17 protein-coding genes are annotated in these 16,865 nt (G+C 61.8%); 11 read left to right on the forward strand and 6 right to left on the reverse strand.

The window, feature by feature from the left end; translation table 11 throughout:
• The first annotated feature begins 138 nt into the window (after positions 1-138).
• From JV201_RS24070 to JV201_RS24100, 7 genes are all read left to right on the forward strand, one after another.
• Positions 139-756 (forward strand): DUF1120 domain-containing protein, encoded by a 618-nt coding sequence (locus JV201_RS24070; RefSeq protein WP_219406125.1) that lies wholly within the window; start codon positions 139-141, stop codon positions 754-756.
• A 43-nt stretch (positions 757-799) separates the two neighbouring features.
• Positions 800-1,429: a DUF1120 domain-containing protein gene (locus JV201_RS24075; RefSeq protein WP_219406126.1), complete on the forward strand. Its 630-nt coding sequence runs from the start codon at positions 800-802 to the stop codon at positions 1,427-1,429.
• Positions 1,430-1,493: 64 nt separating this feature from the next.
• The gene (locus JV201_RS24080; protein ID WP_250884758.1) at positions 1,494-2,120 is read left to right on the forward strand and encodes a DUF1120 domain-containing protein; all 627 of its coding nucleotides are present in this window, start codon (positions 1,494-1,496) and stop codon (positions 2,118-2,120) included.
• Positions 2,121-2,148: 28 nt separating this feature from the next.
• Positions 2,149-2,847, forward strand: a complete 699-nt coding sequence (locus JV201_RS24085) for a fimbria/pilus chaperone family protein (protein WP_008435638.1) — start codon at positions 2,149-2,151, stop codon at positions 2,845-2,847.
• Positions 2,848-2,988: 141 nt separating this feature from the next.
• Positions 2,989-5,358 (forward strand): fimbria/pilus outer membrane usher protein, encoded by a 2,370-nt coding sequence (locus JV201_RS24090; protein WP_219407220.1) that lies wholly within the window; start codon positions 2,989-2,991, stop codon positions 5,356-5,358.
• A gap of 11 nt (positions 5,359-5,369) precedes the next feature.
• The gene (locus tag JV201_RS24095; RefSeq protein ID WP_219406127.1) at positions 5,370-6,497 is read left to right on the forward strand and encodes a DUF1120 domain-containing protein; all 1,128 of its coding nucleotides are present in this window, start codon (positions 5,370-5,372) and stop codon (positions 6,495-6,497) included.
• Between the two features lie 15 nt (positions 6,498-6,512).
• Entirely contained in the window at positions 6,513-7,163 is a 651-nt protein-coding gene (locus JV201_RS24100) for a DUF1120 domain-containing protein (protein WP_219406128.1), read from the forward strand.
• On the opposite strand, the gene JV201_RS24105 is transcribed toward JV201_RS24100, so the two are convergent.
• Both JV201_RS24105 and JV201_RS24110 read right to left on the reverse strand, forming a co-directional pair.
• Positions 7,160-8,440, reverse strand: a complete 1,281-nt coding sequence (locus tag JV201_RS24105) for a CynX/NimT family MFS transporter (RefSeq protein WP_219406129.1) — start codon at positions 8,438-8,440, stop codon at positions 7,160-7,162. The genes JV201_RS24100 and JV201_RS24105 overlap by 4 nt on opposite strands.
• Positions 8,430-9,089, reverse strand: a complete 660-nt coding sequence (locus JV201_RS24110; protein ID WP_003216331.1) for a FadR/GntR family transcriptional regulator — start codon at positions 9,087-9,089, stop codon at positions 8,430-8,432. The genes JV201_RS24105 and JV201_RS24110 overlap by 11 nt, the downstream gene beginning before the upstream one ends.
• 159 nt (positions 9,090-9,248) lie before the next feature.
• Between JV201_RS24110 and JV201_RS24115 the strand changes: the two genes are divergently transcribed.
• Together JV201_RS24115 and JV201_RS24120 are read left to right on the forward strand one after the other, a co-directional pair.
• Complete coding sequence (locus JV201_RS24115) at positions 9,249-9,560, forward strand: type II toxin-antitoxin system MqsR family toxin (RefSeq protein WP_003216329.1); 312 nt, start codon at positions 9,249-9,251, stop codon at positions 9,558-9,560.
• Complete coding sequence (locus JV201_RS24120; protein WP_003216327.1) at positions 9,557-10,039, forward strand: type II toxin-antitoxin system MqsA family antitoxin; 483 nt, start codon at positions 9,557-9,559, stop codon at positions 10,037-10,039. Before JV201_RS24115 ends, JV201_RS24120 begins: the two co-directional genes overlap by 4 nt.
• Positions 10,040-10,100: 61 nt before the next feature.
• Here the strand turns inward: JV201_RS24120 and JV201_RS24125 are convergent, their stop codons facing one another.
• The 4 genes from JV201_RS24125 to JV201_RS24140 all read right to left on the reverse strand — a co-directional run bounded on the left by JV201_RS24125 (position 10,101) and on the right by JV201_RS24140 (position 14,269).
• Positions 10,101-10,865, reverse strand: a complete 765-nt coding sequence (locus JV201_RS24125) for an amino acid ABC transporter ATP-binding protein (RefSeq protein WP_003171943.1) — start codon at positions 10,863-10,865, stop codon at positions 10,101-10,103.
• Between the two features lie 10 nt (positions 10,866-10,875).
• Entirely contained in the window at positions 10,876-11,973 is a 1,098-nt protein-coding gene (locus tag JV201_RS24130; RefSeq protein ID WP_003216325.1) for an amino acid ABC transporter permease, read from the reverse strand.
• A gap of 10 nt (positions 11,974-11,983) precedes the next feature.
• Positions 11,984-13,165, reverse strand: coding sequence for an amino acid ABC transporter permease (locus tag JV201_RS24135; RefSeq protein ID WP_003216323.1), 1,182 nt, complete (start codon positions 13,163-13,165; stop codon positions 11,984-11,986).
• Between the two features lie 72 nt (positions 13,166-13,237).
• On the reverse strand, positions 13,238-14,269 hold the full coding sequence (locus JV201_RS24140) for an amino acid ABC transporter substrate-binding protein (RefSeq protein ID WP_003216321.1): 1,032 nt from the start codon (positions 14,267-14,269) through the stop codon (positions 13,238-13,240).
• Positions 14,270-14,616: 347 nt separating this feature from the next.
• Between JV201_RS24140 and JV201_RS24145 the strand changes: the two genes are divergently transcribed.
• Positions 14,617-15,273, forward strand: coding sequence for an alpha/beta hydrolase (locus JV201_RS24145; RefSeq protein ID WP_102605025.1), 657 nt, complete (start codon positions 14,617-14,619; stop codon positions 15,271-15,273).
• A 96-nt stretch (positions 15,274-15,369) separates the two neighbouring features.
• A complete protein-coding gene (gene rhlB / locus JV201_RS24150) occupies positions 15,370-16,857 on the forward strand; it encodes an ATP-dependent RNA helicase RhlB (RefSeq protein WP_032899430.1) in 1,488 nt (495 codons plus the stop codon).
• Positions 16,858-16,865: the final 8 nt, after the last annotated feature.

The raw sequence follows: 16,865 nt of genomic DNA on the forward strand, positions 1-16,865 counted from the left end.
CTACAGCGGCTACATCAACCGCACCGACGGCCTGGACCTGAGCAATGAAGTCAATCTCGACGGCTCGGCCACCATTGAAGTGACGTACCTCTAACCCACCTACGCCATCGACCTGCAACCAAAAGGTGCCGCTCGCCCATGAATTCCTCACCCGCTGTCTTTCTCGCCACTTTGCTGCTGGCCCCCACTGTGCTCGCCGCCAGCAGTACCGACTTCGCCGTCACGGGCACCATCACGCCGAATGCCTGTGAACCCATGCTCTCCGGCGGAGGCGTGGTGGATTACGGAAAAATGCCGGCCAAGGAACTCAACACCGACAGCCCGACCTCACTGCAGCCGCAGACCATGCAAATGGAAGTCCTGTGTGAAGCGCCAACGTTCATCGCGCTGAGCACGATCGATAACCGCGCCGGCACTTCGGCAATTAACGACTACTGGCATGGCCTGGGGCTGACGGACAGTGGCGAAAAACTTGGCGCCACCGCATTCGGCCTGCTCAACCCGGTCGCGGACGGCGTCACGGTCAAGACGATCAACTCGACCGATGGCGGGGTGACCTGGCTCCCGTCGACTTACCTGGGCCACTACACCCAGACCTCGGTCGCCACCAACGGCGGTGCGAACACCCCGATTGCGATACGGCAATTCAGTGCCGACCTGCGCGTGTACACGATGGTCGACGGCACCGACCGCCTGACCGTGCTCGACGAAGTGCCGCTGGACGGCCATGCCACCGTGCAACTGAAGTACCTGTAACCCTTTATTCAACCGGCCCCACTCGAAAGGAAACGTGTGCCCCATGAAACTTACGCTCAATGCCCTGGCCACCGCGCTGCTGATCACCACCAGCGCTTCTGCCCTGGCGGCGTCCACCGTCGACCTGACCGTCAAAGGGGTGATTACCCCCAATGCCTGCACCCCTGGCCTGTCCGGCGGAGGGGTGGTGGACTACGGCAAGATCTCCGCCAAAGACCTGAACCTCACGGCCCCCAAACAACTGCCACGCACCACCCTGCAACTGACCATCACCTGCGATGGCGGCACCCTGTTCGCCGTCAAGGGCACCGATAACCGCGCCGGCTCCAACTCCAGCGGCGGCAACTATGGCCTGGGGTTGATCAACGGTACGCAGAAGCTGGGCGCCTACGAGCTGATGCTGAATAACGCAGTCGCAGACTCTGTCGCCGTCACGGTGCTGGAATCCGGGGATAACGGCACGACCTGGACCAACTCGGCGGACGCAATCCTGCCACCCAGCGCATTGGCGGCTTTCGGCAATAAAACCTCGGGAGCCTGGTTGCCGGTGCCGATCCAGCAAGTCGTCAGCGACCTGGTGGTGTATGCGCAGATCGCCCGGGCCGACAGCCTGGACCTGAGCGATGAACACCCGATCGACGGCTCGGCCACGCTGGAAGTGAAGTACCTGTAAACCCGCGGCCTCGTCGTTCGCGGCGAGGCGCCTTACTTGCACCGAACACATTGAAGACCGAATGATGAACAGAACCCTACGCCTGTGCACGGCGCTGTTATTGCTCAACACCGGCTCTAGCGTGTTTGCCAGCACCGCCACCGAGATGACCCTGTCGGGCCTGGTTACCCCCAGCTCCTGCACCATCGCGCTCTCCGGCAGCGGCATCATCGACCACGGCACCATCCCTGCCCATCTCCTCAACCAGGTGGCTCCCACCCCGTTGCCCACCCAATGGCTGGAGGTAGAGATCCACTGCAGCGGCCCCTTGTTGTTTGGCCTGATTGGCCTGGACAGCCGCGAAGATTCGTCCGCCGCACCGGACACTACCTACGGCCTGGGGAGAAACCCCATCGCGCCCGCGGAGCAGTTGGGTTACGTCGACCTGGCGTTCGAAGCGGCGCAAGGAGACGGCCAGGCCATGCAGTCACTTGTGTCAAACCCCGAAGGCGGCCTCTGGGCTCCCCAACCGGCCATCCACCCCAAGACACTCATGGGCTTTGCCCGTCCCGGCCGACCGTTTCCGGAACCCATCGTCACCCTGACCACCCGGATCCGCGCACAGACCACCATCCACCCGGCGAACCGTCTGACCCTCAGGCAAGACGTTCCCCTCGATGGCTCACTGGTCCTGGATTTGCGTTACCTCTAAGCCCTGTGATCATTTTAGGAACTGCGTCATGAAGACCTATCCAACCTTGCTGGCCCTGGGCTGGCTGCTGAGCACCCAGGCGTTTGCCGACGGCATGGTGCCCGACACCTCGGTGGTGATCGTCAACGAGGCCGACGGCGAAGCTTCGGTGTCGGTGACCAACACCGACGGCAAACTGGCCCTGCTGCACGTCACCCTGGAAGACATTCCGGAAGACACCGAATCGCTGCTGTTCGTCACCCCGCCCCTGTCCCGGGTCGAGGCCGACAAAAGCCAGCTGGTGCGCTTTATCCTGCGCAACCCCACGCCCCTGAAAACCCAACGCCTGAAGCGGGTGATCTTCGAAGGCATGCCCAAGGACCGTGACGCCGCCCAGGCTGGCCATGCGCGGGTGGGCGTGACCGTGCGCCAGAACCTGCCGGTGATCATTCATCCCAAGGGCCTGGCGCCGAACCGCACACCCTGGACCGGGCTGACCTGGTCGTTGAACGCCGGTCACCTGAACGTCGCCAACCCCACGCCTTACGTGGTGCGCCTGGCCCAGGAGCTGCAATTGCTGCCCGGCAAGCAGAGCCTGGTGCTGCCGCGCACTTATGTGTTGCCCGGCGAAACCCTGCGGCTCAGTACGCCCCACACCGCCACGGCCGTACGCCTGCAACCGGCCACCGTGTACGGCTTTGCCGTCGCCGCCTATGAAGCACCGATAACCGCCGCAAACGCTGAATAACGAAGTGACAGCCCTGTGACTGTCACCGGGAAGCCCGCCAACCGTTGCCGGCTTCCATAACCTGAGTGCCTTTACGTGAACACAGTAACCACTGACCCGGCTGGCGAAGCCGTGCCCGACTGTCCTTTACGCCCCGCCCGGATGCGGGCCGCGCTGCCACTGACCATGGCGTTGCTGTCGGCCGATGCCTGGGCCGATGCCTTCGACGCGCAAACCCTGCACCAGCGCGGTATCGACCCGGAGCTGGCCTACCTGCTGCTCGACGCACCGCGCTACACCAGCGGCCGCCATGCCGTGAGCCTGACGGTGAACGGCCAGCGCCGTGGCCGCCTCGATGTGCAGTTCGACAGCCAGGGCGCGCTGTGCTTCGACCGCCCGCTGCTGGACGCGGCCGACCTGGTGATACCGGCCCCGCTGGCCGACAGCCGCTGCCATGACTTCCTCGGCGAATACCCGCAAACCGTGGTGGAGCAAGACCCCGCCAGCCTGAGCGTGAGCCTGATGGTGCCCACCGATGCCCTGCGCCCGCGCCAACGTGAGCTGTCCGGTTATGAAACCGGAGGGTTCGCCGGCTTGCTCAACTACGACCTCACCGGTTTGTACAACCGTTATGGCGACGACGCCAGCCGCTTCGGCTCGGCCAATACCGAGCTGGGCTTCAACGCCGGCGACTGGATCGTGCGCAGCCGCCAGGTACAGACCTGGCAAGACTCCCGGTCCCGCAGTACCCACCTGGAAGCCTATGCCCAGCGCACCTTCGCCGAGCAGCAGGCGGTGTTGCAGGCCGGGCAGATCAACCTCTACAACCCGGTGCTGTCGTCCGCGCAGATCACCGGCATGCAGCTGTTTACCGAACAGGCCCTGCAGGACCAGGAACAGGGCTCGACTATCAGCGGCATCGCCAACAGCCCGGCCCAGGTCGAGGTACGCCAGAACGGCGCGCTGATTCACTCCACCGTGGTGCCGGCCGGGCCGTTCTCCCTCACCGACGTACGGCGCCTGAACACACGCTCCGACGTTGAAGTGACGGTCAAGGAAAGCACCGGCGAAGAGCGGCGCTTCACCGTGCCGGCGGCGATGCTCGGCATCGGCTTGCCAGCCCCGGGTTACTCGTTGGGGGCGGGCCGGGTGCGCAATATCGGCGATACGCGCGGCGACGATCCATGGGTAATCAGCGGCGGCTGGAGCGGTGCGTTGAACCCGCGCCTGAGCCTGGGGGCCGGCGCGCTTGCCGCCGAAGACTACCGTGCCACGGGTGCCAGCCTCGGCCTGTTGCCGTGGCCAGACGGCCAGGTACAACTGTCGACCCAGATTGCCGATGCCCAACGCCTGGGTGAACGCGGCGTACAGACCGACCTGAGCCTGTCCCAGCGCCTGGGCCGGCAATGGTCGATCACCGCCGGCGCTTCCCACCGCACCATGGGCTACCGGGAGCTGGAAGACGCCGCCTACTACGACTCACGGGACGACGAAGGTCGCCTCACCCGCTATCGCGACCAGCAGAGCCTGGCCCTGGGCTGGGCCCATCCATGGCTGGGTGCCTTCAATGCCGGCCTGTCGCGCACCACCACGTTCAACGGCGAAAACAGCAGCCGTGCCCTGGCCTCATGGGGCACCAGCGTGCGCGGCGTGTCGCTGTCGGCCAGTGCCGAGTGGCAGGTCAGCGGCCGGCAGAATAACGAGAACGCGGTGTACCTGAACCTGAGCGTGCCACTGGGTGAGAACCGGCGTGGGCGCTCCTGGGTGCGCAACTCCGGTGGCGAGCATCGCATCGGCCTGGGGGTGAACGAGCAGGTCAACGATCAACTCAGTTACCGGGTCAGTGCCGAGCACGACAGCCGCGACCAACAAGTGGAATCCACCCTCGGCGTGTCCTATCTGCCGCGCTATGCACAACTGGACATGAACTACAGCCGCTCTGACGCCGAGCGCTCCAGCTACCAGGGCGGTGTGCGCGGTGCGGTGGTGGCCCACAGCGGTGGCGTGACCTTCTCGCCTTATCCGGTGCGCGACACCTTTGCGCTGGTGTCTGTCGGCGATATGGCCGGGGTCAAGCTCACCACGCCCAGCGGCCCGGTATGGACCGACTTCCAGGGCCAGGCCGTGGTACCGCAGGTGTCCGCCTACGGGCGCAGCCCCGTGGAAGTGCAAACCCAGTCGCTGCCGCGCAACGCCGATATCAGCAACGGCCTGGCCGTCATCAGCGCCGGGCGCGGCGCGGTGGATCGCGTGGAATTCGGCGTGGCCCTGACCCGTCGTGCCTTGCTCACAGTGACCACCGACCACGGCACGCCTCTGCCCCGTGGCGCCACGGTGATTACCGTCGATGGCGAGTTCGTGACCCTGGTGCAGGAAGGCAGCCAGGTGTTCCTGCCGAACGTGCTGGACCCACGTCCCCTGTGGGTCAAGGCACCGGGCATGAGCCGCTGTGAACTGCAGGTTGAACTCGCGGAAAAAGCCGACCCGCAGGTGTATTTCGAAACCGCCCCGGCCCGCTGTGTGACGCCATGAGGAAGACTGTGATGAAGCGATTGTTACTGCTGGGATTGGCCCTGGGCACCATCGCCCAGGGCCGGGCGCACGCCGACGAATGCCAGCTGACCCTAAGCCAGTCGCGCCTGGATTTCGGCGTGATGAACCGCGCCGTGCAGCGCAACCCCGGCGCAGAAATCCTGCTGGGAGAACGCCGCCTGAGCCTCAACCTGAACTGCCCGACGCCCACCGATATGCACGTGTTCTACCGGGCCCTGGCCGCGACCGCCGAGCGCTACCGCTTTACCGAGCGTGGCAGTTACCGCGTGCACATCAGCGATGCGGTACTCGACGGCCAGGCGGTTGAACTGGGGTTGACCGGTGGGCAAGGCCAGGCGCCCAGCGCCAGAGGCAGGACACTCGACTGGCGACCCGACCAGGCCATCGTGCCGTTGCGCGACGGCGCGCCGACCACCGGCAGCAGCTTTTCGGCGCAACTGCAGGTCAATGCCTGGGCGCAGGCCGACGCCACGCAAGTACGCGACGCGGTGACCTGGGAAGCCACCGGGTTGATCGACGCCGTCGCCACCGGCCGCGCCCGCGAGCTGTCGGTGCAAGCCGGTTTTGCCCCGGCGGCCTGTGAAACCACTCTGTCCAACGGCGGCATCATCGACTTTGGCCGTATGTGGGCCAAGAGCCTGAACGCCGACAAGGAAACCGGCCTGGCCTCCCGCAGCCTGCTGCTGAGTATCGGCTGCGACGGTCCGACTCACTTTGCCTTGCGCATGCACGACAACCGTAAAGGCTCGGCCACCGGCGGCACCGATGAAACCGCCTACGGCCTGGGCGTCGATGACAGCCGCAATAAGATCGGACGCTACTTTCTCTACTTCGACCCCTTCGACCTGCGCGCCGACGCCCTGCCCCAGGTGTACCGCACCGACTCCACCACCGGTGGCGCAGCCTGGAGCAGCTCCAGCGCCTACCCCATTCCCATCGGCAGCAGCAGTTTGCTTGGCTTTACCGCTATACCCGGCAGCAATGCCGGCCCCACCGCGATCCAGAACCTGAGCGGGCAGGTCAGCGTTCGCGCCGTTCTGTCGCCCATGAACAGCCTGGACTTGCGGACGGAAGTACTGCTCGACGGTTCGGGCACGATTGAAATCATCTACCTCTGATCAAGGAGTATGGTCATGAACCTACGCCAGCTTTCTCTCGCAACACTTGCCCTGCTGACCCTCAGCGCCGGCGCCAAGGCGGCCTCCAGTGTCGAACTCGGCATCACCGGCCTGCTCACCCCCAGCGCCTGCACACCAGCGCTGTCGGGCAACGGGCTGATCGACTACGGCAAGATTTCCCAACAGGAGTTGAACATTGATCGCGGCAAACGCCTGCCGGTGCGCTACCTGAGCGTCACCATCAACTGCGAGGCCGCGACCCGTTATGCCCTGCGCATGAGCGACAACCGCGACGGCACCGCCAACGTCAACAGCGAAATCTATTACGGGCTGGGGCTGGACCCGAGCGGCAACAAGATCGGCTTGTACTCACTGACCTTCGACCCCAAGCAGACCGTGATCGACAGCCTGCCGGAGGTTTACGGCACCGAGTCCACCAGCGGCGGGATCGCCTGGCGCACCGCCAACAGCAACCCGATCGACATCGGTTCGCGCAGCTTTCTCGGCTTTACCGACACCGTCGGCAGCACCAGCGGACCGACGGCCTTCCAGACCCTGAGCAGCCTGGTCAGGGTCGATACGGTGATCGCTGCCAAGAACAATCTCGACCTCAGCAGCGACGTGCATATTGATGGTTCCAGCACCATGGAAGTGCTGTACCTCTAGACCTTTTCGCTGGTCACAGCGACATACCGCGCACGCCCGGCGCCCAACCCCGCGATGATCGCGCCCAGGCCGATCACCGCGAAAATCCAACCGGTGGCGTTCCAGCCACCGGTCCAGTCATGCACCAGCCCGACCGCGAACGGCCCCATGGACGCCAGGGTGTAGCCGATGCCCTGGGCCATGCTCGACAGGTTGGCGGCTACATGGGCGTCCCGTGAACGCAGCACGATCAAGGTCAGCGCCAGGCTGAAAGTGCCACCCTGGCCCAGGCCCAGCAGAATCGCCCAGCCCCACAAGCCGTCCAACGGTGCATACAGGCAACCGAACAGGCCGCCCAGGGTCAGCACCATCACCACCACGATGGCCAGGCGCTGGTCCTTGCCGCGGGTGGCCAGCCAGGGCGCAGCCAGGGAACTGGCCAGTTGCACAATCACCGAACCGGAAAGCACCAGGCCCGCCTGGGTGGCGCTCAGGCCACGGCCGATCAGGATCGACGGCAGCCAGCCAAACACAATGTACGCCAGGGAGGATTGCAGGCCCATGTACAGGGTCACCTGCCAGGCCAGCGGATCACGCAACAAGCCCTTCACGCGATAGGCCACCTGGTGCGCGCCGTGTTTCTGGCCGACCTGTGGCAACCAGAACAACGCCGCGACCAACGCCGGGAGAATCCAGAACCCCAGGCCGATGTTCCAGCTGTCGCCGAAGTAATGACTCAGGGGCACCGTGGATCCCGCCGCCAGCGCTGCACCCAGGCACAGGGCCATGGTGTACACGCCGGTCATGGTGCCGGCCTGTTTGGCGAAATCGCGCTTGACGATACCGGGCAACAGCACCCCGATGATGCCGATACTCGCGCCCGCCAGCAGGCTGCCGGCGAACAGCCCGGCCTCACCGAATGAACTGCGCAGGATGATGCCGCCGGCCAGGGTCAGCAGAATGCCCAGCACCACCCGCTCGGCGCCAAAACGCCGGGCCAGGATCGGAGCCAACGGTGCGAACAGGCCCAGGCACAACACGGGCAGCGTCGTCAGCAGCCCAGCCTTGGCCGCCGAGAGCCCCAGGCTATGGGAGACCTCAGCGAGCAGCGGCGCCATGCTCGACAACGCCGGGCGCAGGTTCAGCGCCACCAGGATCAGGCCCAGCAGCAACAACCACGGACGGCTTACCACCGGCGGGCTGTGCTGGACCTCATCGTCATCGGCTTCGGCGTCGATCAGCAGTTCATCAAGGGCATTTTCTGAACGGGGCATGGTGGTCTCGGGTTCAAGGTTCATTGATCAACTGCCGGGACAGGGCCTTGGCGCGTTCCGGGTCCTGTTGTTCCACGGCATCGAGCAAGGCGCCGTGCAGGTCGAACACCGCTTGCCGGCGCGGCTGGATGTTCAGGGTCTGGCGCAGTTGCGCGCCGACAATGCTCGAGAAGTACTGATACAGCTCGCTCAAGGCCGGGTTGTGGGCCGCGTCCACCAGGCGTTTGTGGAACACCAGGTCGCAGCTGATGTAGTGCTCAAGATCACCGTGGTAATGGTCGCCGCTGGCGTTGAGGGCCGCGCGCAAAGCGACCAGGTCTTCATCGGTGCGGCGCAACGCGGCCAAGCCGACTGCCTCGACTTCAAGAATCTGCCGCGTCTCCTGCGCCTGAGCCAGGGTGCAGTGGGACAAGGCTTTCATCGCTCCCAGCGGGTCGGTCATGGAGCGCAAATAGCTGCCGTCGCCCTGGCGGATCTCGATCAACCCGGAGAATGCCAATACGCGCATGGCTTCACGCACGGTGTTGCGGCTGATCCCCAACTCGGCAGACAACTCGGGCTCGGTGGGCAGGCGTTCGCCGATGGCCCATACGCCTTGGGTGATGCGCTGGCGCAACTGTTCGAGGGCTTGATCGACGAGGGAGCGTTTGATCAGGGGGGCGATGTCTGTCATGGGTTTCGTCCTTTCATCCAATCATAGGATGAATTTTCCCACAGCCTATTCGGAGTTGCCTACAAAGGCAACGCACTAGGGTTCTTGGGCAGGCAAAGGAGCAGTATTTTCGATTGGTAAAATTACCCTCAGAGGGTAATTATTGGACTCAGGTGTCTTATGGAAAAGTACACACCTCATTACGATCTGGCGGTGATAAAGGCGGATGTCAGGCGGCTTGGAAAGCAAGCATTTACTCAAAGCGCACGCCGTTGCGGCGAGGATCTTGATTTAAGCATCGAACAAATGCAGGCGGTCATTTTCGAGTTGAAAAACACGATGTTGTACAAGTCGATGACCACTCATGACGACCATCGAGTTTGGCAAGATGTGTATCACATTCACTCACATGATCTGGAGATCTACATCAAGGTGACCTACCGCACGGATGGTAAACCTCCGGTGATCTCCTTCAAGGAGAAAAACCCATGAAAACAGAGCAATGCTTCAGCTGCGGCAGGCATGACGGAATGCATCACTTCTCAGGACGTAGCGAAACATCGGAAGTCAAAGGTTTGCATCGCCGTATAGACGATCTGTCTGGATGGGAGTGCCAGGCATGTGGAGAGGTGATCCTGGACCCCGAAGACGCGGAACGCTATTCAGACCACTGCGATGAAATCGTTCACAGTTTCAGGCAGATGGTCGGCACCGAGATGAAGCGCATACGCCGCAAACTGCACCTTTCACAAAAAGAAACGGTACAACTGCTATCGGGTGGCGGCCACAACGCCTTATCTCGCTACGAGCGCGGTGAGGTATTGCCCCCCAAATCCCTGGTAGTCCTGATGCGTTTGCTTGAGCGTCACCCCCACTTGCTGGTCGAAGCAAAAATCCTGAGTGAAGGCGCAGATCTTCGCAATTCCGTGCATACGGTACATAAAGAGCACGAGACCCTGACGACAACTTGATTGATGGCAAAAATAAACCCGGCACCAGGCCGGGTTTATTGTTTCAAGCATCACTCATCGATCAATGCAAAATCTGGCTCAAGAACAACTTGGTCCGATCATTCTGCGGGTTGTCGAAGAAGTCATTCGGCGCCGCCTGCTCAACGATCTCGCCCTTGTCCATGAAGATCACGCGGTTGGCCACGGTGCGCGCAAAGCCCATTTCGTGGGTCACGCAGAGCATGGTCATGCCGTCTTCCGCCAGGCCGATCATGGTGTCCAGTACCTCTTTCACCATTTCCGGATCGAGCGCCGAGGTCGGCTCATCGAACAGCATGATTTTCGGCTTCATGCACAGCGCACGGGCAATCGCCACGCGCTGTTGCTGGCCGCCGGACAACTGCCCCGGAAACTTGTGGGCCTGCTCCGGAATACGCACGCGCTCAAGGTAGTGCATGGCAATTTCTTCAGCCTTGCGCTTGGGCATCTTGCGTACCCACATCGGGGCCAGCGTGCAGTTCTGAAGGATGGTCAGGTGCGGGAACAGGTTGAAGTGCTGGAACACCATGCCGACTTCGCGGCGGATCGCTTCGATCTGCTTGAGGTCGTTGGTCAGTTCCACGCCATCGACCACGATGCGGCCCTGCTGGTGCTCTTCCAGGCGGTTGAGGCAGCGGATGGTGGTGGACTTGCCGGAACCCGACGGGCCGCACAGCACGATACGTTCGCCCTGCTTGACGTTCAGGTTGATGTCTTTCAACACGTGGAACTGGCCGTACCACTTGTTGACGCCCTGCATCTGAATAATGCCTTCAGGGCTCACAGGCTGTTTGATCGCTTCACTCATCACAAAACTCCTAACGCTTGTGGCCTGTGTCCAGCTTGTGTTCCAAATGAATGGAATAGCGGGACATACCAAAACAGAAAATCCAGAACACCAGGGCGGCGAACACGTAGCCTTCAGTGGCCATGCCCAACCATTTCGGGTCGGCGGCGGCTTGCTTGACGCTGTTGAGCAGGTCGAACAGGCCGATAATGATCACCAGGCTAGTGTCCTTGAACAACGCGATAAACGTGTTGACGATGCCCGGGATCACCATCTTCAGTGCCTGGGGCAAAATCACCAGGCCCATGCTGCGCCAGTAACCCAGGCCCATCGCGGCCGCAGCCTCGTATTGGCCCTTGGGAATCGCCTGCAAGCCACCGCGTACCACTTCGGCCACATAGGCCGACTGGAACAGGATCACGCCGATCAAGGCCCGCAGCAATTTGTCGATGCCCATGCCTTCTGGCAGGAACAGCGGCAACATTACCGACGACATGAACAGCACCGTGATCAACGGCACGCCGCGCCAGAACTCGATGAAGGTCACGCAGACCACACGAATCGCCGGCATGTTCGAACGCCGACCCAACGCCAGCACAATGCCCAGCGGCAAGGCCCCGGCAATGCCGACGGTGGCGATCACCAGGGTCAGCATCAAGCCGCCCCACTGGCTGGTGGCCACGTTGGTCATGCCGAAGATCCCGCCGTGCAGCAGGAAGTAGGCAACGATCGGGTACACCACCAAAAAACTCAGGCCGTAGACCGCCTTGCGCGTGAAGCGCGAGATGAACAACGGCGCCACACCCACGATGGCCAGCCACACGGTCAGGTCGACACGCCAGCGCAGGTCGCCGGGGTAGTAGCCGTACATGAACTGCCCGAAGCGCTGTTGGATAAACACCCAGCAGGCGCCCTCCTTGGTGCAGTCGGCGCGGGTGGTACCGACCCAGTTTGCATCGAGGATCGCCCAGTGCAGGATCGGCGGCACGACCAGGTAGATCAGGTAGAACGCCAGCAATGTCAGCAGGGTGTTGAGCCAGCTGGAAAACAGGTTGGCGCGCATCCATGCCATCGGCCCGAACACTTTGTTCGGTGGCGGCATATCAGGTTTGAAAGTATGCGTACTCATGCAGGTTTCCTCACCGCTCGATCAGCGCAATGCGCTTGTTGTACCAGTTCATCAGCAGGGAAATGCTGATGCTGATCGCCAGGTACACGCTCATGGTGATGGCAATAACCTCGATGGCCTGGCCGGTCTGGTTGAGCACCGTGCCGGCAAACAGCGAAACCATTTCCGGGTAACCGATACCGGCGGCCAGTGACGAGTTTTTCGCCAGGTTCAGGTATTGGCTGGTCAGCGGCGGAATGATCACGCGCAGGGCTTGCGGGATGATCACCTTGCGCAGGGTCGGGCCGTTGCGCAGCCCGAGGGAACGCGCCGCTTCGGTCTGGCCGTGGCTGACGGACTTGATGCCTGAACGCACGATCTCGGCGATAAACGCCGCGGTATACACGGTCAGGGCCAGGGTCAGCGCCAGCAACTCGGGAATCAGTACCCATCCGCCGACGAAGTTGAAGCCTTGCAGCTTGGGCATTTCCCAGTGCAGCGGCGCGCCGAACACCAAAGCGCACAGCGCAGGGATCACCACCAACAGCGCCAGGCCGGCCCAGAACTTGTGGAACGGAACACCGGTGGCTTCAAAGCGTTTATTTGCCCAACGGGCCATCAGCACAATGGCGATGATTGCCACCACGACGCTGATCACAAACGGCCAGAAACCCTCCGCCATCAACGCGGCGGGCATGTTCAGGCCACGGCTGCTGACAAAGAACGTGTCGCCGAAGTTGTGGCTGTTGCGCGGCCCCGGCATCGTCAGGAATACCGCGAAGTACCAGAACAGGATTTGCAGCAGCGGCGGAATGTTGCGGAACACTTCCACATACACCGTGGCCAGCTTGTTGATCATCCAGTTGGGCGACAAGCGCGCCACACCGATGATGAACCCGAGGATGGTCGCCAGGACCACACCGATCACCGTCACCAGCAGGGTGTTGAGCAGACCGATCACAAAGACCCGGGCATAGCTGTCCGATTCGGTGTAGTCGATCAGGTGCTGAGCGATGCCGAAGCCGGCACTGCGCTCAAGAAAGTCGAAACCCGAGGTAATGCCCCGGTGTTGAAGGTTGGTTTGCGTGTTGTTGAACAGGTACCAGCCCAACGAGACCACCGCCACAATCGTGATGATCTGGAATAGCCACGCACGCACTTTTGGATCACTGAAGCTGAGCTTCTGTTTTGGTGCGCCGATTTGATTTTGCATTAAGTGCCCCAGAAATAATGGAACAGAACATCACCCGGCGGTTGGCCCACCGGGTGATAGAACCATCAGCGATCAGCGCACAGGTGGTGCGTATTGAATGCCACCGTTGGTCCACAGAGCGTTCAGGCCACGATCGATTTCCAGAGGCGTGCTCTTGCCGAGGTTTTTCTCGAACACTTCGCCGTAGTTACCGACCTGCTTGACGATCTGTACGACCCAGTCCTTCTTCACTTTCAGGTCTTTGCCGTATTCGCCGTCAGCACCCAGCAGACGGGCAACGTCCGGGTTCTTGGTGGACTTGGCTTCAGCTTCGACGTTTTTGGAGGTGATACCGGCTTCTTCAGCGTTGAGCATGGCGTAGCCAACCCAGCGCACGATGGCCAGCCACTCGTCGTCGCCGTTACGCACGACAGGGCCCAGTGGTTCTTTGGAAATGGTTTCCGGCAATACCACGTAGTCTTTCGGCGAAGCCAGCTTGCTGCGCTGTGCGTAGAGCTGGGACTTGTCGGAGGTCAGTACGTCGCAACGACCGGATTCCAGCGACTTGGCGCTTTCATCGGAGGTGTCGAACGTGATCGGGGTGTACTTCAGGTTGTTGGCGCGGAAGTAGTCGGAGACGTTCAGCTCAGTGGTGGTACCGGCCTGGATGCAAATGGTTGCACCGTCCAGTTCCTTGGCACTTTTCACGCCCAGCTTGTTGTTCACCAGGAAACCAACACCGTCGTAGTAGGTGATGAAGCCCGGGAATTTCAGGCCCATGCCGGCATCGCGGGAGCTGGTCATGGTGGTGTTGCGCGACAGGATGTCGACTTCGCCAGACTGAAGCGCGGTGAAACGCTCCTTGGCATTCAACTGGCTGAATTTGACCTTGGTTGCGTCGCCGAATACGGCAGCGGCAACAGCACGGCACACGTCAGCGTCGATCCCGAGGATCTTGCCGCTGGCGTCCGGCACCGAGAAGCCCGGCAGACCGTCGCTCACGCCACACTGCACAAAGCCTTTCTTCTGCACGGCATCCAGAGTGGCGCCAGCCTGGGCGAAACCACTGACACCCAGTACGGTAGCCGCGGTCACGATGGCCAGGGTGGATTTCAATACCTTCATTCAAACCTCCAGTTTTGCTCTTGTTGTGTCGGAGCTCAAACCCCACCGCACCCTTATGAGGCGACATCGACCCGTGTTGGCTTTTTTTGGGGTCAAACAGCATGAGGTTTTTGCTTTAAGTCCAGTTGCTATCCCACAGGCGCCAGTCACTGATAGTGTTACCGCCTGGGGTGAGCCTTGACATCGGGTTTCACGTAGCAAGCCCCGTACCAGACTGATGGCTGAGTCGTTTCAGCCCATGGTCAAGAGCAAAAGATTCAACCTTGCGACATTCTCTTAACAGATCAACCCGTCGCGCACCGTTCCGACGCACTCAATCGGAGCGCACGCACATATATGGAGCAGACATGACCGAACCCTTGATTCTTCAGCCCGCCAAGCCCGCAGACGCCTGCGTAATCTGGTTGCATGGCCTGGGTGCCGATCGCTACGACTTCCTGCCCGTGGCCGAAGCCCTGCAGGAAAAACTCCTGTCGACGCGCTTTGTCCTGCCCCAGGCGCCGACACGCCCGGTGACCATCAATGGCGGCTACGAGATGCCGAGCTGGTACGACATCAAGGCCATGAGCCCGGCGCGTTCCATCAGTGTTGAAGAGCTGGAAGCCTCGGCAAAAATGGTTACCGACCTGATCAAGGAACAAAAAAGCAGCGGAATAGACGCCTCGCGGATTTTCCTCGCCGGTTTTTCCCAGGGTGGCGCCGTGGTGTTCCACACCGCTTTCCTGAAATGGCAGGGTGCTTTGGGTGGCGTGATTGCCCTTTCCACCTACGCGCCCACTTTCGGTGACGAACTCGAATTGTCGGCGAGCCAGCAACGGATTCCGGCGCTGTGCCTGCACGGCCAATACGACGACGTGGTGCAGAACGCCATGGGTCGCAGCGCCTATGAGCATTTGAAGTCGCGCGGTGTCACCGTTGCATGGCAGGAATACCCAATGGGCCACGAAGTGTTACCCCAGGAGATACACGATATCGGTGACTGGTTGGCCGCCCGCCTGGTCTGAAAACCAGCCATTGTGTAGCCGCATGACCAACGCACTACGCCGCGCCCGATTCTTGCATTACACTGGCCGGCGTACATTCCTTAACCAATTGATGAGATGACCGTGCTCAAAGCACTCAAGAAGATGTTCGGTAAAAGCGAGGCTGAGCAGCTCGCGCCAGGTTCCAGTGCCCCCGCCCACGTTCAAGGCAGCCGCAATGACGGCCAGCAGCCTGGCCGGACCGCACCTGTAGCCTCGCCAAAAAAAGAGCCGGTGACCACACCCGCCACGGTTAACGTCGCTGAAGAGCCAGCCGCCGACCAACCACGCCAGGAGCCACGCCAGGAAAAGCCGCGCCGTGAACGCGCGCCCAAACCTGTGGTTATTCCCTGGAAACTGGAAGACTTCGCCGTCGAACCCCAGGAAGGCAAAACCCGCTTTCATGATTTCAAACTCGCCCCGGAACTGATGCACGCCATCCAGGACCTGGGTTTCCCGTACTGCACGCCGATCCAGGCGCAAGTATTGGGCTTCACCCTCGCCGGCAAAGACGCCATCGGTCGCGCCCAGACCGGTACCGGCAAGACCGCTGCGTTCCTGATCTCGATCATTACGCAGTTGTTGCAGACCCCACCGCCAAAAGAGCGCTACATGGGTGAACCCCGCGCACTGATCATCGCCCCGACCCGGGAACTGGTGGTACAGATCGCCAAGGACGCCGCCGACCTGACCAAGTACACCGGCCTCAACGTGATGACGTTTGTTGGCGGGATGGACTTCGACAAGCAGCTCAAGCACCTGGAAGCGCGCCACTGCGACATCCTGGTGGCCACACCGGGCCGCTTGCTGGACTTCAACCAGCGCGGCGACGTGCACCTGGACATGGTCGAAGTGATGGTGCTGGACGAAGCCGACCGCATGCTCGACATGGGCTTCATCCCGCAAGTGCGTCAGATCATTCGCCAGACCCCGCCGAAAAACGAGCGCCAGACCCTGCTGTTCTCCGCGACCTTCACCGAAGACGTGATGAACCTCGCCAAGCAGTGGACCACCGACCCGTCCATCGTCGAGATCGAGGCACTCAACGTCGCCAGCGAGAACGTCGAACAGCATATCTATGCCGTGGCCGGTGCCGACAAATACAAGCTGCTCTACAACTTGGTCAACGACAACGGTTGGGAGCGGGTCATGGTGTTTGCCAACCGCAAGGACGAAGTGCGCCGCATCGAAGAACGCCTGGTGCGTGATGGCGTGAATGCCGCGCAACTGTCCGGCGACGTGCCGCAGCACAAGCGCATCAAGACCCTGGAAGGTTTCCGCGAAGGCAAGATTCGCGTGCTGGTGGCCACCGACGTGGCCGGACGCGGGATTCACATCGATGGCATCAGCCACGTGATCAACTTCACCCTGCCGGAAGTGCCGGACGACTACGTGCACCGGATTGGCCGTACCGGCCGCGCGGGCGCGGCGGGCGTGTCCATCAGCTTTGCCGGTGAAGACGACTCGTATCAGTTGCCGTCGATCGAAACCTTGCTGGGCCGCAAGATCAGCTGCGAAACGCCGCCGACGCATTTGTTGCGCCCTGTAGAGCGCAAACGCCCTTAAGCTGGAAG

This window comes from Pseudomonas sp. Colony2 (genome assembly GCF_019382755.1).
Lineage (GTDB): Bacteria > Pseudomonadota > Gammaproteobacteria > Pseudomonadales > Pseudomonadaceae > Aquipseudomonas.

Bases quoted from the DNA above. Each gene is read 5' to 3' on its own strand.
- JV201_RS24140 (WP_003216321.1), bottom strand. From the start codon at position 14,269: ATGAAGGTATTGAAATCCACCCTGGCCATCGTGACCGCGGCTACCGTA.
- JV201_RS24110 (WP_003216331.1), bottom strand. From the start codon at position 9,089: ATGACAGACATCGCCCCCCTGATCAAACGCTCCCTCGTCGATCAAGCC.
- rhlB (WP_032899430.1), top strand. From the start codon at position 15,370: ATGACCGTGCTCAAAGCACTCAAGAAGATGTTCGGTAAAAGCGAGGCT.
- JV201_RS24075 (WP_219406126.1), top strand. From the start codon at position 800: ATGAAACTTACGCTCAATGCCCTGGCCACCGCGCTGCTGATCACCACC.
- JV201_RS24100 (WP_219406128.1), top strand. From the start codon at position 6,513: ATGAACCTACGCCAGCTTTCTCTCGCAACACTTGCCCTGCTGACCCTC.
- JV201_RS24080 (WP_250884758.1), top strand. From the start codon at position 1,494: ATGAACAGAACCCTACGCCTGTGCACGGCGCTGTTATTGCTCAACACC.
- JV201_RS24070 (WP_219406125.1), top strand. From the start codon at position 139: ATGAATTCCTCACCCGCTGTCTTTCTCGCCACTTTGCTGCTGGCCCCC.
- JV201_RS24135 (WP_003216323.1), bottom strand. From the start codon at position 13,165: ATGCAAAATCAAATCGGCGCACCAAAACAGAAGCTCAGCTTCAGTGAT.
- JV201_RS24085 (WP_008435638.1), top strand. From the start codon at position 2,149: ATGAAGACCTATCCAACCTTGCTGGCCCTGGGCTGGCTGCTGAGCACC.
- JV201_RS24130 (WP_003216325.1), bottom strand. From the start codon at position 11,973: ATGAGTACGCATACTTTCAAACCTGATATGCCGCCACCGAACAAAGTG.
- JV201_RS24115 (WP_003216329.1), top strand. From the start codon at position 9,249: ATGGAAAAGTACACACCTCATTACGATCTGGCGGTGATAAAGGCGGAT.
- JV201_RS24095 (WP_219406127.1), top strand. From the start codon at position 5,370: ATGAAGCGATTGTTACTGCTGGGATTGGCCCTGGGCACCATCGCCCAG.
- JV201_RS24105 (WP_219406129.1), bottom strand. From the start codon at position 8,440: ATGAACCTTGAACCCGAGACCACCATGCCCCGTTCAGAAAATGCCCTT.
- JV201_RS24090 (WP_219407220.1), top strand. From the start codon at position 2,989: ATGCGGGCCGCGCTGCCACTGACCATGGCGTTGCTGTCGGCCGATGCC.
- JV201_RS24125 (WP_003171943.1), bottom strand. From the start codon at position 10,865: ATGAGTGAAGCGATCAAACAGCCTGTGAGCCCTGAAGGCATTATTCAG.
- JV201_RS24145 (WP_102605025.1), top strand. From the start codon at position 14,617: ATGACCGAACCCTTGATTCTTCAGCCCGCCAAGCCCGCAGACGCCTGC.
- JV201_RS24120 (WP_003216327.1), top strand. From the start codon at position 9,557: ATGAAAACAGAGCAATGCTTCAGCTGCGGCAGGCATGACGGAATGCAT.